Raw genomic sequence first — 13,526 nt, 5'->3', positions numbered from 1 at the left:
CGTTCGCAGGACTAGGGTCGAAGCCATGTCCGCAGCTTCGACCGCCCCCTCCGCCCTGCGCGGTGCGCTGGTGCACGGTCGACGCCGCGTCGAGCGCCGACGTTAGGCGACCCCTGCGAGCGGCAGTGCCGCCGTGCCGCGGGCGTCGCCGGAGCCGATTCCGACCCAGTCGACCTCGTTAAGGTGGAACCCATGACGTACTCCGTCGCCATCGCCGGCGCATCCGGCTACGCGGGCGGCGAGTTGCTTCGCCTGCTCGCCGAGCATCCGCATTTCGACGTGCGCACCGTGACCGCGCACTCCAACGCCGGGCAGCCGCTCGTCGCCGTGCAGCCGCACCTGCGCGGCTACACGCATCTCACGCTCAAGGACACGACGGTCGACAATCTCGCCGGCCACGACGTCGTCTTCCTCGCCCTGCCCCACGGGGCCTCCGGCGCGATCGCGGATCAACTGCCCGCGGACACCCTCGTCGTCGACTGCGGCGCCGACCACCGGCTCGAGTCCGAGGCGGACTGGGACGCGTTCTACGGCGGCGAGTTCCACGGCGCGTGGACCTACGGCGTGCCCGAGCTGCCGCGGCTGACCGGCACGCAGCGCGACCGGCTGGCGAAGACCCGGCGCATCGCGGCCCCCGGCTGCAACGCGTCGACGGTCGCCCTCTCGCTCGCCCCGGGCATCCGCGCCGGCGTCATCGAGGCGACCGACCTCGTCAGCGTCCTCGCCGTCGGCCCCTCCGGTGCCGGCAAGGCCGCGAAGACGCACCTGCTCGCGAGCGAGATCCTCGGCTCCGCGAACCCCTACGCTGTCGGCGGCACGCACCGGCACACCCCCGAGATCGAGCAGTCGCTGCGCTGGGCGGGCGGCGCCGAGCCGACGATCTCCTTCACGCCCGTCATCGTGCCGATGTCGCGGGGCATCCTCGCGACCTCCACCGCGCGCATCGTGCCCGGCACCTCCGCGGCCGCCGTCCGCGAGGCGTGGGAGGACGCGTACGCGGGGGAGACCTTCGTGCAGCTGCTGCCCGAGGGCCAGTTCCCGCGCACGGCGGACGTGCTCGGCGCGAACACCGCCCTCATCGGCCTCGCGGTCGACGAGCACGCGGGTCGCGTCGTCGTCGTCGCCGCCGTCGACAATCTCGTCAAGGGCACCGCCGGTGCCGCGATCCAGTCCACCAATCTCGCGCTGGGCCTCGCCGAATCCACCGGCCTGCCCGTGAACGGAGTCGCCCCGTGACCATCACCGCACCCGCCGGCTTCGAAGCCGCCGGGATCGCCGCCGGCATCAAGCAGTCCGGCAACGCCGACCTCGCGCTCGTCGTCAACCGCGGCCCGCTCGACGCGGCGGCGGCCGTCTTCACCTCGAACCGCGCGCAGGCCAACCCGATCCTCTGGTCGAAGCAGGTCATCCGCGACGGCGTCGTGTCGGCGATCATCCTGAACTCGGGCGGCGCGAACTGCTTCACCGGGCCCCAGGGCTTCCAGGTCACGCACCGCACGGCGGAGGCCGTCGCGGGTGCCCTCGGCATCGGCGCGGGCGACGTGCTCGTGTGCTCGACGGGGCTCATCGGCGACCAGCTCGACGGCGACGTGCTCGAGGCGGGCGCGATCGCCGCCGTGGCGGCACTCTCCGACGAGGGCGGCGAGGACGCGGCCCGCGCCATCATGACGACCGACACGAAGCCGAAGACGGTCGTCGTCGGCGGGCAGGGCTGGTCGATCGGCGGCATCGCGAAGGGCGCCGGGATGCTCGCGCCTGGCCTCGCGACGATGCTCGTCGTGCTCACGACCGACGCCGTGCTCGACTCCGCGGCCCTCGACGAGGCGCTGCGCGCCGCGACCCGGGTCACTTTCGACCGGCTCGACTCCGACGGCTGCATGTCGACCAACGACCAGGTCACCCTGCTCGCGTCCGGCGCGTCGGGCGTGACGCCGGAGCCCGCCGAATTCGTCGCCGCCCTCACGGAGGCATGCCGCTCGCTCGCGCTGCAGCTGCAGGCGGACGCCGAGGGCGCGAGCCACGACATCGCCATCGAGGTCGTGGGTGCTGCCTCCGAGGACGACGCCGTCGAGGTCGGCCGCTCGGTCGCCCGCAACAACCTCTTCAAAGCGGCCGTGTTCGGGAACGACCCCAACTGGGGCCGGGTCCTCGCCGCCATCGGCACGACGACCGCCGCGTTCGACCCGTACGAGGTCGACGTGTCGATGAACGGCGTCCGCGTCTGCCACGCCGGCCAGCCCGACCGCCCGCGCGAGGAGGTCGACCTGACGCCGCGCGCCGTGCACGTGCTCATCGAGCTGCACGCGGGCGACGCCGCGGCGACCATCTGGACGAACGACCTCACGCACGACTACGTGCACGAGAACAGCGCGTACTCGAGCTGAGGGGGAGCGAGATGACCGAACAGGATGCCTCCGGCACCACGCTCCGCGACGAGGTCGGCCCTGAGCTCGCCGCCGCCAAGGCGCAGGTGCTCATCGACTCCCTGCCCTGGCTCAAGCGCTTCGCGGGCGAGACGATCGTCGTGAAGTTCGGCGGCAACGCCATGGTCAGCCCCGAGCTCCAGCGCGCGTTCGCCGAGGACATGGTGTACCTGCGCTACGCGGGCATCCGGCCCGTCGTCGTGCACGGCGGCGGCCCGCAGATCAACGCGATGCTCGACCGCCTCGGCATCGAGAGCGAGTTCCGCGGCGGGTACCGCTACACGACCCCCGAGACGATGGACGTCGTCCGCATGGTGCTCTCGGGCCAGGTGAACCGGGAGCTCGTGAGCCTCATCAACGAGCACGGGCCGCTCGCCGCCGGGCTCTCCGGCGAGGACGCGGGCCTGTTCAGCGGCCGGCGCCGCGGAGCGGTCGTCGACGGCGTCGAGGTCGACCTCGGGCTCGTCGGCGACGTCGTCGCAGTCGATCCGGCCGCGGTCATCGCGCAGCTCGACGCCGGCCGCATCCCGGTCGTCTCGTCGATCGCGCCCGACCTCGACCAGCCCGGCCAGCCGCTCAACGTCAACGCCGACTCGGCCGCAGCTTCGCTCGCGGTCGCGCTCGGGGCGGCGAAGCTCGTCATCCTCACCGACGTCGCCGGGCTCTACCGCGACTGGCCCGACCGCGACTCGCTCGTCGACGTGATCGACGTGCCCGAGCTCATCGAACTCCTGCCGAAGCTCGAGTCGGGCATGATCCCCAAGATGACGGCGTGCCTCGAAGCGGTCGAGGGCGGCGTCGCGAAGGCCGCGATCATCGACGGTCGCATCCCCCATTCGATCCTGCTCGAGATCTTCACGACGCAGGGCATCGGCACGGAGGTGGTCCCCGCGTGAGCGAGATCCCCACGACCCAGTACGAATCCGGCACGGAGGTGGCCCGCGTGAGCGGCTGGCAGGCGGCGTTCGACGCCACGATGATGCGCTCGATGGCGATGCCGCTGGCGAAACTGGTGCGCGGGCGCGGGCTCCACGTCGAGGACGACGCCGGCAACGAGTACCTCGACTTCCTCGCGGGCATCGCGGTGAACTCGCTCGGGCACGCCCACCCCGTCTTCGTGGATGCGGTGGCGCGGCAGGCGGCGACGCTCGCGCACGTCTCGAACTACTTCGCGACCGAGCCGCAGCTCGAGCTCGCCGAGCGGCTCCTGCGCCTGACCGGCGCCGAGGGCGGCCGCGTGCTCTTCGGCAACTCCGGCACCGAGGCGAACGAGGCGGCGTTCAAGCTCGCCCGGCTGAACTCGGGCGACGGCACCCGCACCCGCATCCTCGCGCTCGAGAACGCGTTCCACGGCCGCACGATGGGCGCGCTCGCGCTCACCGGCAAGCCCGCGATGCGCGCGCCGTTCGACCCCATGGCTCCGGGCGTCGAGCACATCCCGGCGACGTTCGAGGCCCTCGAGGCGGCAATGGGCGACGACGTCGCCGCGCTCTTCCTCGAGCCCGTGCAGGGCGAGGCCGGTGTGCTCGACCTTCCGGCGGGCTTCCTCGCCCGGGCCCGCGAGCTGACCGCGGCGCACGGCGCGCTGCTCGTCCTCGACGAGATCCAGACCGGCGCCGGGCGCACCGGGGAGTGGTTCGCGTTCCAGCATGCGGGCATCCGCCCCGACGCGGTCACGCTCGCCAAGGGCATCGGCGGCGGGTTCCCGATCGGCGCGCTCGTCACGTTCCCGACGGCAGCCGATCTGTTCACGGCGGGCCACCACGGCTCGACGTTCGGCGGCAATCCGCTCGCGACAGGAGTCGCGAACGCCGTCCTCGGCGAGATCGAGGCGGCCGGGCTCGTCGAGAACGCCGCCCGCATGGGCATCCTCATCCGCGAGCGGATCACGGAGCTCGCCTCGCCGATCGTCGCGGAACTGCGCGGTTCGGGCCTGCTCATCGGCGTCGGCCTGACCGCGCCGGTCGCGGGCGACGTCGTCGCCGCGGCGCAGCGGGAGGGCCTCATCGTCAACGCCGCGAACCCGTCCACCATCCGACTCGCCCCACCGCTCATCGTCACGGCCGCCGAGGTCGACGAGTTCGCCGCCCGCTTCGGCCGCGCGCTCGCCCACGTCGCTGCCGCCTGACCCACCGACTTCCCAGAGAAGGGACCAGCATGACCCGCCACTTCCTCCGCGACGACGACATCACCGCCGCCGAGCAGTCCGCCATCCTCGATCTCGCGGCCGAGCTCAAGGCCGACCGCTGGAGCCGCACGCCGCTCGCCGGCCCGCAGACGGTCGCCGTCATCTTCGACAAGTCGTCCACGCGCACCCGCGTCTCGTTCGCGGTCGGCATCGCCGACCTCGGCGGCTCGCCGCTCATCATCTCGACGGCATCGAGCCAGCTCGGCGGCAAGGAGACCCCCTCCGACACCGCCCGAGTGCTCGAGCGCATGGTGTCGGCGATCGTCTGGCGCACCTACGCCCAGGCCGGGCTCGAGGAGATGGCCGCCGGTACCACGGTGCCGGTCGTCAACGCGCTCTCCGACGACTTCCACCCCTGCCAGCTGCTCGCCGACCTCCTCACGATCCGCGAGCACAAGGGCGGGCTCGCCGGGCTCACCGTCGCGTTCCTCGGGGACGGCCGCTCGAACATGGGCCAGTCGTACGCGCTGGCCTGCGCGCTCGCCGGGATGCACGTGCGCATCGCCTCCCCGGAGGGCTTCGCACCCGAGCTCGACGTCGTCGCCGACGCCGAGCGTCTCGCCGCCTCGACCGGCGGCTCGGTCGGCGTGTTCGCCGATCCCCACGCGGCCGTCGCGGGCGCCGACGTCGTCGTCACCGACACCTGGGTGTCGATGGGCAAGGAGGACGAGAAGGCGCACCGCGTCGCCACGTTCGGTGCCTACCGCGTGGACGCCGAGCTCATGGCCGAGGCCGCGTCCGACGCGGTCTTCCTGCACTGCCTGCCGGCCGACCGCGGGTACGAGGTGACGGCCGACGTCATCGACGGACCGCAGTCGATCATCTGGGACGAGGCGGAGAACCGACTCCACGCCCAGAAGGCGCTGCTGGTCTGGCTGCTCGCGCAGAACGGCGTCGGGTCGCTCGACGCGAACGGAGACGAGGCACGATGACCGGCGCCGGCACCACCAACGAAGGCTCCCTCTGGGGCGGCCGCTTCGCCTCCGGACCCTCGCCCGAGCTCCAGCTGCTCAGCAAGTCGACGCACTTCGACTGGCAGCTCGCCCCCTACGACCTCGCGGGTTCCCGCGCGCACGCGCGCGCCCTGCACACCGCGGGCTACCTGGATGCCGCCGAGCTCGAGGGGATGCTCGCGGGCCTCGACCGCGTCGAGGCGAACTGGGCCGACGGCACGCTCGTCCCCCTCGACTCCGACGAAGACGTGCACGGTGCGCTCGAGAACGCGCTCATCGCCGAAGTCGGCGCCGAACTCGGCGGCAAGCTCCGCGCGGGCCGCTCGCGCAACGACCAGATCGCGACGCTCGTGCGCATGTACCTGCGCGATCACGCCGCGACCATCGGCACGCAGCTCGTGCACCTCGTCGACGCGATCGCCGCGCAGGCCGACGCCCACCGCGGCGCGATCATGCCCGGCCGCACCCACCTCCAGCACGCGCAGCCGGTGCTGCTCGCCCATCACCTGCTCGCGCACGGCTGGGCGTTCGCCCGCGACCTCGACCGGTTCGGCGACTGGTGGGCGCGCACCGACCAGTCGCCCTACGGCTCCGGCGCTCTCGCCGGCTCGACCCTCGGCCTCGACGCCGAGGCGGTCGCCGCCGACCTCGGCTTCGCCGGCACGACCGACAACTCGATCGACGGCACGGCCGCCCGCGATCTCGTCGCCGAGTTCGCCTTCATCGCGGCGCAGATCGGCGTCGACCTCTCCCGGCTGTCGGAGGAGGTCATCCTCTGGAACACCCGCGAGTTCGGGTTCGTGACGCTGCACGACGGCTACTCGACCGGGTCGTCGATCATGCCGCAGAAGAAGAACCCCGATATCGCCGAGCTCGCGCGCGGCAAGTCGGGCCGCCTGATCGGCAACCTCTCCGGGCTGCTGGCGACGCTCAAGGCCCTCCCGCTCGCGTACAACCGCGACCTGCAGGAGGACAAGGAGCCCGTCTTCGACTCGGTCGAGACGCTCGAGGTGCTCCTGCCGGCGTTCACCGGCATGATCGCGAGCCTCACGTTCAATACCGAGCGCATGGCCGAACTCGCGCCGCAGGGCTTCTCGCTCGCGACCGATGTCGCCGAGTGGCTCGTCAAGCGTCACGTGCCCTTCCGTGCGGCGCACGAGATCTCCGGCGCGATGGTCCGCTACGCGGAGGAGCACGACCTCGAGCTCGACGAGGTACCCGACGACGCGCTCGCCGCGATCAACGCGCGGCTGACGCCCGAGGTCCGAGAGGTCCTCACGGTCGAGGGTTCGGTCGGCAGCCGCACGAGCGCCGGCGGCACCGCGCCCGTGCGGGTCGACGAGCAGTTCGGCCGGCTCGCGGATCGCATCCGCAAGGGCGCCGCGCGCTTGCCCGGCGCCCGCTGAGCACCGATGACGAGGATGCCCCGTGCCGCGAGTCCGCGGCCACGGGGCATCCGTGCGTTCCCCGCGGGTCAGGCCGCGAGCGGGCGCAGCGCTTCGACGAGTCCGGTCGTCGGTCGCCCGATGAGGCGCGCCAGGGTCGGCTCGGCGTCGCCGAGGACGCCGTCGCGGATGCCGGCGTCGATCGCCGCGACGAATCCAGCGGTGCCGGCGTCGAGTCCTGCGCCCTCGAGCACGGCGACGTGCTCGGCGGGCTCGAGGGCGCGGTAGGCGACGGGACGGCCGAGGACCTCGGCGGCGGCCGCGGCGAACTCGTCGAAGTCCCAGGCGTGCTCGCCCGAGAGTTCGTAGACCTCGCCGACGTGCCCGTCCTCCAGCAGCACGACCGCGGCGGCCTCGGCATACTCGGCGCGCGTCGCGCTCGCGACCCGGCCGCTGCCGGCGCTGCCCGCGACGACGCCCGAGTCGGCGGCCTGGGCGAGGTCGCCGGCGTAGTTCTCGGTGTACCAGTTGTTGCGCAGGATGACGGCGGGGACGCCCGAGGCGGCGATGAGCTCCTCGGTCGCCTTGTGGTCGGGGGCGAGCGCGAAGTCGGCAGTCGTCGCCTTCGGGGCGCTCGTGTAGACGAGCTTGCCGACGCCCGCAGCCGCGGCCGCCTCCACGACGTTGCGGTGGCCGTCGACGCGACGGCCGGGGACCGAGCCGGAGACGAGCAGGACTGCGTCGACGCCCTGCAGGGCAGCGGCGATGGAGGCCGGGTCGTCGTAGTCGAGTCGGGCGGTCGTCACGCCGCGCTCGGCGAAGCGGGCGAGCGTGGACTCGTCGCGGGCGGTCGCGACGATCGAGGCGGGCTCGGCGCCGCGGGCGAGGAGGGCGTCGACGACAAGGCCGCCGAGCTGGCCGGAAGCGGCGGTGACGAGGATGGTCATGGTGAATCCTTTCCGAGGGAACTGTTCGTCGGGGCCAACCGTCCGTGCGATCATCCGCATTCCCCATCCGAGGTACCCACTTCGAAGTAAGGTACCCACGTGACGGTGAGATTCTCGGAAATCCGGGCGATGCCCGGTCAGCCCTTCACGGAGGGCTGCCCGACCCGGGTCGTGCTCGACCACATCATGGGCAAGTGGGGCGTGCTCGTGCTGCTCTCGCTCAGCGACCGCACGCACCGCTGGGGCGAGCTGCGACGCGAGGTCCAGGGCATCAGCGAGAAGATGCTCGCCCAGACGCTGCGCGTGCTCGAAGCGGACGGGCTCGTGCACCGGGAGGCGTATCCCGAGATCCCGCCTCGGGTCGAGTACTCGCTCACCCCGCTCGGCCGCGACCTCATGGAACGCATGCTCCCGCTCGTCGAGTGGGTCGCGATCCACTCCGACGCCATCGTCGGCACGGATGACTGAACTCCTCCGCCCCGATCGGGCCTGGTTCGCCCGTGACGCCGTCGAACTCGCGCGGCTCCTCCTCGGCGCGGTGTTCTCCTGCACGACCGCCGAGGGCACCGTCGCGGTGCGTCTCGTCGAGGTCGAGGCGTATCGCGGCGACGGCGAGGATCCGGGCTCCCACGCCTTCCGCGGGCCGACGCCCCGCACCAGGGTGATGTTCGGCGAGCCCGGGCGCCTCTACGCGTACTTCTCGTACGGCATGCACGTGTGCCTGAACTTCGTTTGCTCGCCCGACGGCACGGCCTCCGCGGTGCTGCTGCGGGGCGGAACAGTCGTCGAGGGGATCGAGCTCGCCCGCGCTCGCCGCGGCCGCTCCAGCGACCGCGACCTCGCGCGCGGGCCCGGCCGCCTCGCTCAGGCGCTCGGCGTCCCGCTCGCCGAGACCGGCGCCGACCTGCTCGCGCCGCCGTTCGACCTCCGCATCCCGGCCGTGCCGCTCGCCTTCGAGGCGACTCCGCGCACCGGCGTCTCGGGCGTCGGTGGCGGCGCTGCCTTCCCCTGGCGGTTCGTGCTGCCCGGCGAACCCGGGGTTTCGCCGGCGAAGCGGCATCCGCGCGCCGTGGACTGATCGTCCTGGAATAGCAGTCCAAGACTGATACTCACGAAGTATCAGTCCTAGACTGATGAAATGATCGCCGCCGTCACCATGGACCTCGTCGGGTCGCGCCGAATCGCCGACCGGGCCGCGGCGCAACGCGAGATCGACGATGCGCTGGCGCGGGTCGGCCGCGTCGGGCCGAAACCGATCACGCCGCTGCACCCGACGGTCGGCGACGAGACCCAGGGCGTCTACGCGGAACTCGACGACGCGCTGGCCGCGGTGCTGCTGCTCAGGTTGCGCCTGCCCGATGACGTCGACTGCCGATTCGGCATCGGCCTCGGCGCCGTCGGGTCGATCCCGTCGGCCGCGGGCGACATCTCGGAGGGGCCGGGCTGGTGGGCGGCGCGCGAGGCGATCGATACCGTGCACCGGCTCCAGCAGCGGGCCGTGCCCGGCGCGCGCACCTGGGTCGCAGCGGCCGACGACGCATCGGGGCTGGACCTCCCGCACGTCAACGCCTACCTGCTCGCGCGCGATCAGCTCGTCACCTCGATGTCGGAACGGACGCGGCGCCTCGCGTACGGCCGTTGCCTCGGTACGTCGCAGCGCGACCTGGCGGGCGCCGAGGGCATCACCCAGTCGGCCGTGTCCCAGGCGCTCGCGAGCGCCGGCGCCGCTGCGGTCGTCGAGGGGTATCGACTCCTCCGGCACGGCTCCTGACGAGCACCGCTCAGCGCATCGCGAGGGCGACGAGCCCGCCGACCGTGCACGCCCAGACGAGGCTCGCGAGGGTCCCGATGATGAACCGCTCTCGTGCGGCCGAGGTCGCCAGCTCGGAGAATCGGCCGACGCTCTTGACGGCCACGATCACGGCGATCGCCGCCGGATACCCGGCGATGATCGCCAGGACGACGCCGAGCCGTTCGAGGTAGCCGATCGTCGTGCCGCCGCGCAGCACCTCGACCGCCTCGACCCGCGCGGGGCCCGCCGATGCCGCGGCGCGCGGCTGCGGCTCGACGAGGATGCCGCCGCCGGCCCCCTCCCGCACGTCGTCCGGCGACGCGGCGGCGAGGATGCGCCGCACGAGCGGATCGCCGCCGACGACGGCCGTGGCCGCGCCGAGCAGCGCGAGCACGACGCCGACGACCGGCGCCACGGCGACCTCGACGCTCGCCAGGACGAGCAGCGGCGTGACGACGAACGCGCCGGCTGATGCCAGCAGCGCGGTATCGGCGCTGCGTCGGGCGAGCAGGACGAGCACGAGCGCGGCGACGAGCGAGGCGACGAGCGCGACCGAGACGGTGACGCCCAGCACGACCGAGCCGTCGATGGGCAGGATGACCGGAGGCATGCGCACAGTGTGGCCGACATCGCCGACACCGCGCACGCGGATGTCGCGGGCAGTCCCGTCGGCGACCGCAGCAGACCGGCGCAGCCGCGAGGCATCCTGATCGCGCCCGCTACGATGATGGGCGTGTCTGACCCCGTGATCCTCGCCACCCAGCAGAACGACTCGAGCTTCGAGGACGTCTGGGAGGAGCTCAAGTGGCGCGGCCTCGTCCACGTTTCGACCGACGAGACCGCCCTGAAAGAACTCCTCGCGGGCGAGCCGATCACGTATTACTGCGGCTTCGACCCCACCGCCGCGAGCCTGCACCTCGGCAATCTGGTGCAGCTGCTCGTGCTGCGCCGTCTCCAGCTCGCCGGCCACAAGCCCCTCGGCCTCGTCGGCGGCTCGACCGGCCTCATCGGCGACCCGCGGCCGACCGCCGAGCGCACGCTCAACACCCGCGAGACCGTCGAGGAGTGGGTCGCGCGCCTGCAGACGCAGGTGGGCCGCTTCCTCTCCGCCGAGGGCGAGAACGCCGTGCGTCTCGTCAACAACCTCGACTGGACGGCGCCCCTGTCGGCCATCGACTTCCTCCGCGAGATCGGCCAGCACTTCCGCGTCGGCACGATGATCAAGAAGGATGCCGTTGCGGCGCGCCTGAACTCCGAAGCCGGCATCTCGTACACCGAGTTCAGTTACCAGATCCTGCAGGGCTTCGACTACCTCGAGCTCCACCGCCAATACGACTGCGTGCTGCAGACGGGCGGGTCCGACCAGTGGGGCAACCTCACTAGCGGCACCGACCTCATCCGCCGCGTCGAGGGCGTCTCGGCGCACGCGATCGGCACGCCGCTCATCACGAACAGCGACGGCACGAAGTTCGGCAAGAGCGAGGGCAACGCCATCTGGCTCGACGCCGAGATGTGCAGCCCGTACCGCTTCTACCAATTCTGGCTCAACAGCGACGACGCCGACGTGATCGCCCGCCTCAAGGTCTTCACGTTCCTCACGCGGGCCGAGATCGAGCGTCTCGAGGCCGTCGTCGCCGCGGAGCCGTTCCGTCGCGAAGCGCAGAAGGTACTGGCCCGCGAAGTCACGACGCTCGTCCACGGCGCTGGTGCGACCGAGGCCGTCATCGATGCTTCGGCCGCGCTCTTCGGCACCGGGGAGCTCGCCGGGCTCGACGCCGCGACACTCGAATCGGCGCTCCGCGAGCTGCCGAACACCACGAGCGCACCGGATGCCTCGATCGCGCAGCTCCTCGTCGACACCGGCCTCGTGGCCTCCCTCGGCGAGGGCCGCCGCGCCATCAAGCAGGGCGGCGTCTCCCTCGACAACGTCCGCGTCGACGACGAGGCCGCGACGCTCGAAGGCCGCGTCGCCGCCGGCGGCATGGCGCTGCTCAAGCGCGGCAAGAAGACCCTCGCCGGCGTCTTCGTCGAGTAAGCGGCCACCGCCCTCGCGGCCGTCGCACCCCAGGAGCAGAATCGGCGCATGAGCGCTGGACTTCTGGGGCGCGTCTGGTCCGAACTGGGCCGGCCCCCGGCCGAACTGGACGGCTACGAGCGACCCGCGGTGCCGCTCGCCGCCAGGCTCGACTGCGCCCGGCTCGCTGCCGACTCGGTCGCCGCGGCCGCGCTCGCCGGGGCCGTCGCGTCCGGGCATCCGGATGCCACGGCGCTTCGCCTCTCCGGCGCGCGCATCGCGACGGCGTTCCAGAGCGAGCGGGTCTTCGCCTTGGACGGCCGGCCGTGGCGGGCGTTCGCCCCGCTCTCGGGGTTCTTCGCGACCGCCGACGGGTGGGTTCGCCCTCACGGGAACTATCCGTGGCACGCCGAGGCGCTGCGATCGGCGCTGCTCCTCGGCCAGGATGCCGGCGCCGACGACGCCCGCGGCCGCTTCGCCCGGCTCGGCACCGAGGAAGCGTGCCTGCTCGTCACCGCGGCCGGCGGACTCTGCGTGCCCGTGCGCGTGGAGGGTCGCGGCGATACCGCGGCGCGCGTCGCGACCCCGGTGCTCGAGGTCGACCGACTCGGCGACGCGGCAGTCCGGGCGATCCTCGGCGGTGCGGCCGGCCCGCTCGCGGGCGTGCGCATCCTCGACCTCACGCGGGTGATCGCCGGACCGGTCGCCACCCGCACGCTCGCGCTGCTCGGCGCCGAGGTGCTGCGGCTCGACCCGCCTGCCCTAACCGAGATTCCCGAGCAGCACCTCGACAGCGGCGCCGGAAAGCGGTCGGCCCTGCTCGACGTGCGCTCGGCTGCCGGGGCAGCGCGCCTCCACGAACTGCTCGACGGTGCCGACGCGCTGGTGGTCGGGTATCGGCCTGCGGCGCTCGCCGAACTCGGCCTCACAGCCTCGCGGCTGGCAGCGGAGCATCCCGGGCTCGTCGTCGCCGAACTGTCGGCGTGGGGGAGCGAGGGAGCGGAGGCCGAACGACGGGGATTCGATTCGCTCGTGCAGGCGGAGAGCGGCATCTCCCTCGTCGAAGGTTCGGTGTCGCCCGGTGCGCTGCCCGCCCAGGCGCTCGACCACGGCACCGGGTATCTGCTCGCGGCGGCCGTCGTGACGCTGCTCGAGCGGCAACGGCGCGAAGGCGGCACCTGGCGCGTGCGGGCATCGCTGCGGCGCACCGCCGCTGAGCTGCTCGCCGGCGCGCGCACGATCGAGCCGGAACCGGTCGGCATCACGGATGCGGCACGCCTCACCGAGACCGTCGAACTGCCGACCGCGGCGGGCGTGCTGCGGACCGCGGCACCCGCCGTCTCCTGGCGCGACGGGCCGTCGTCGTGGCCGGCGCCGCCGGAGACCTGGGGGAGTGCCGAACCCCGTTGGACGCGCCGCTGAACGGCCGGTCCGCACCGAACCGCCGGAATCGCATCCTGGTCGGGGGTTTGGGTGGTGGGTTGGGGTGCGACACGCCCGGGGTGTGGGCTGGGTTTGCGGGGTGGGCGGGTTCGGCGTAGTGTTTTCCCTCGTTGCCCCGGAGGCGCAGGAAGCGGAAAACGCGGACTGGAACCCCGGGTGCAACCGCCTGGATCCCTGGTTTTGCGGGGGTTCGGAAGCGTCGTCTGTCTGGCTGGTCCGGGTGGGCGGTGGAGGAAACTTACTCCGATTCGATGCGTCCTGGTTGGGTGCGGGTGGTCGGGTGTGTCCGTTCCTTGAGAACTCAACAGCGTGCACTATGTTCAATGCCAATTTATTGAACCCCGGTCTGGTTTTGCCAGACGGGATTCCTTTGGATTGATG

General features: G+C 72.5%; 13 protein-coding genes. 11 read left to right on the top strand and 2 right to left on the bottom strand.

Going from position 1 to position 13,526, the window contains the following annotated elements:
* The first annotated feature begins 192 nt into the window (after window positions 1–192).
* The 6 genes from argC to argH are packed head-to-tail and all read left to right on the top strand — an operon-like array spanning window position 193 to window position 6,970.
* Window positions 193–1,236: an N-acetyl-gamma-glutamyl-phosphate reductase gene (gene argC, locus GB864_RS10340; RefSeq protein ID WP_160424725.1), complete on the top strand. Its 1,044-nt coding sequence runs from the start codon at window positions 193–195 to the stop codon at window positions 1,234–1,236.
* Window positions 1,233–2,384 (top strand): bifunctional glutamate N-acetyltransferase/amino-acid acetyltransferase ArgJ, encoded by a 1,152-nt coding sequence (gene argJ, locus GB864_RS10335; RefSeq protein ID WP_160424724.1) that lies wholly within the window; start codon window positions 1,233–1,235, stop codon window positions 2,382–2,384. The genes argC and argJ overlap by 4 nt, the downstream gene beginning before the upstream one ends.
* Window positions 2,385–2,395: 11 nt before the next feature.
* The gene (gene argB / locus GB864_RS10330) at window positions 2,396–3,319 is read left to right on the top strand and encodes an acetylglutamate kinase (protein WP_160424722.1); all 924 of its coding nucleotides are present in this window, start codon (window positions 2,396–2,398) and stop codon (window positions 3,317–3,319) included.
* A gap of 5 nt (window positions 3,320–3,324) precedes the next feature.
* Window positions 3,325–4,551 carry an acetylornithine transaminase gene (locus tag GB864_RS10325; protein ID WP_419672785.1) on the top strand — a complete coding sequence of 409 codons (1,227 nt, stop codon included), beginning with the start codon at window positions 3,325–3,327 and terminating at the stop codon, window positions 4,549–4,551.
* 29 nt (window positions 4,552–4,580) lie between these two features.
* The gene (argF, locus tag GB864_RS10320) at window positions 4,581–5,543 is read left to right on the top strand and encodes an ornithine carbamoyltransferase (protein ID WP_160424720.1); all 963 of its coding nucleotides are present in this window, start codon (window positions 4,581–4,583) and stop codon (window positions 5,541–5,543) included.
* Window positions 5,540–6,970 (top strand): argininosuccinate lyase, encoded by a 1,431-nt coding sequence (gene argH / locus GB864_RS10315; protein ID WP_160424718.1) that lies wholly within the window; start codon window positions 5,540–5,542, stop codon window positions 6,968–6,970. Before argF ends, argH begins: the two co-directional genes overlap by 4 nt.
* A 68-nt stretch (window positions 6,971–7,038) precedes the next feature.
* Here argH and GB864_RS10310 read toward each other — a convergent pair whose 3' ends face one another.
* A complete protein-coding gene (locus GB864_RS10310; protein WP_160424716.1) occupies window positions 7,039–7,896 on the bottom strand; it encodes an NAD(P)H-binding protein in 858 nt (285 codons plus the stop codon).
* A 129-nt stretch (window positions 7,897–8,025) separates the two neighbouring features.
* On the opposite strand from GB864_RS10310, the gene GB864_RS10305 reads away from it, so the two are divergent.
* From GB864_RS10305 to GB864_RS10295, 3 genes are read left to right on the top strand one after another with little or no spacing between them, the layout of a single operon-like run.
* Window positions 8,026–8,364 carry a winged helix-turn-helix transcriptional regulator gene (locus GB864_RS10305; RefSeq protein WP_202107146.1) on the top strand — a complete coding sequence of 113 codons (339 nt, stop codon included), beginning with the start codon at window positions 8,026–8,028 and terminating at the stop codon, window positions 8,362–8,364.
* Window positions 8,357–8,974, top strand: coding sequence for a DNA-3-methyladenine glycosylase (locus GB864_RS10300; protein WP_160424712.1), 618 nt, complete (start codon window positions 8,357–8,359; stop codon window positions 8,972–8,974). Before GB864_RS10305 ends, GB864_RS10300 begins: the two co-directional genes overlap by 8 nt.
* Window positions 8,975–9,034: 60 nt before the next feature.
* On the top strand, window positions 9,035–9,667 hold the full coding sequence (locus GB864_RS10295) for a SatD family protein (protein WP_160424711.1): 633 nt from the start codon (window positions 9,035–9,037) through the stop codon (window positions 9,665–9,667).
* A gap of 10 nt (window positions 9,668–9,677) precedes the next feature.
* Here the strand turns inward: GB864_RS10295 and GB864_RS10290 are convergent, their stop codons facing one another.
* Window positions 9,678–10,298 carry a hypothetical protein gene (locus GB864_RS10290; RefSeq protein ID WP_236779044.1) on the bottom strand — a complete coding sequence of 207 codons (621 nt, stop codon included), beginning with the start codon at window positions 10,296–10,298 and terminating at the stop codon, window positions 9,678–9,680.
* A 117-nt stretch (window positions 10,299–10,415) separates the two neighbouring features.
* On the opposite strand from GB864_RS10290, the gene tyrS reads away from it, so the two are divergent.
* Window positions 10,416–11,723 (top strand): tyrosine--tRNA ligase, encoded by a 1,308-nt coding sequence (gene tyrS / locus GB864_RS10285; RefSeq protein WP_419672784.1) that lies wholly within the window; start codon window positions 10,416–10,418, stop codon window positions 11,721–11,723.
* A 48-nt stretch (window positions 11,724–11,771) separates the two neighbouring features.
* Window positions 11,772–13,124 (top strand): CoA transferase, encoded by a 1,353-nt coding sequence (locus GB864_RS10280; RefSeq protein WP_160424709.1) that lies wholly within the window; start codon window positions 11,772–11,774, stop codon window positions 13,122–13,124.
* Window positions 13,125–13,526: the final 402 nt, after the last annotated feature.

The sequence above is a fragment of the Agromyces seonyuensis genome (genome assembly GCF_009789225.1).
GTDB classification, from domain to species: Bacteria; Actinomycetota; Actinomycetes; order Actinomycetales; family Microbacteriaceae; genus Agromyces; species Agromyces seonyuensis.
Note: the sequence above shows the minus strand (reverse complement) of the source record. Positions and strands in the feature narration are given on the sequence as shown.

Excerpts from the sequence above, each read along its gene's own strand:
- argC (WP_160424725.1), top strand. The coding sequence starts at position 193 with ATGACGTACTCCGTCGCCATCGCCGGCGCATCCGGCTACGCGGGCGGC.
- argB (WP_160424722.1), top strand. The coding sequence starts at position 2,396 with ATGACCGAACAGGATGCCTCCGGCACCACGCTCCGCGACGAGGTCGGC.
- argF (WP_160424720.1), top strand. The coding sequence starts at position 4,581 with ATGACCCGCCACTTCCTCCGCGACGACGACATCACCGCCGCCGAGCAG.
- argH (WP_160424718.1), top strand. The coding sequence starts at position 5,540 with ATGACCGGCGCCGGCACCACCAACGAAGGCTCCCTCTGGGGCGGCCGC.
- GB864_RS10310 (WP_160424716.1), bottom strand. The coding sequence starts at position 7,896 with ATGACCATCCTCGTCACCGCCGCTTCCGGCCAGCTCGGCGGCCTTGTC.
- GB864_RS10305 (WP_202107146.1), top strand. The coding sequence starts at position 8,026 with ATGCCCGGTCAGCCCTTCACGGAGGGCTGCCCGACCCGGGTCGTGCTC.
- GB864_RS10300 (WP_160424712.1), top strand. The coding sequence starts at position 8,357 with ATGACTGAACTCCTCCGCCCCGATCGGGCCTGGTTCGCCCGTGACGCC.
- GB864_RS10295 (WP_160424711.1), top strand. The coding sequence starts at position 9,035 with ATGATCGCCGCCGTCACCATGGACCTCGTCGGGTCGCGCCGAATCGCC.
- GB864_RS10290 (WP_236779044.1), bottom strand. The coding sequence starts at position 10,298 with ATGCCTCCGGTCATCCTGCCCATCGACGGCTCGGTCGTGCTGGGCGTC.
- tyrS (WP_419672784.1), top strand. The coding sequence starts at position 10,416 with ATGGGCGTGTCTGACCCCGTGATCCTCGCCACCCAGCAGAACGACTCG.
- GB864_RS10280 (WP_160424709.1), top strand. The coding sequence starts at position 11,772 with ATGAGCGCTGGACTTCTGGGGCGCGTCTGGTCCGAACTGGGCCGGCCC.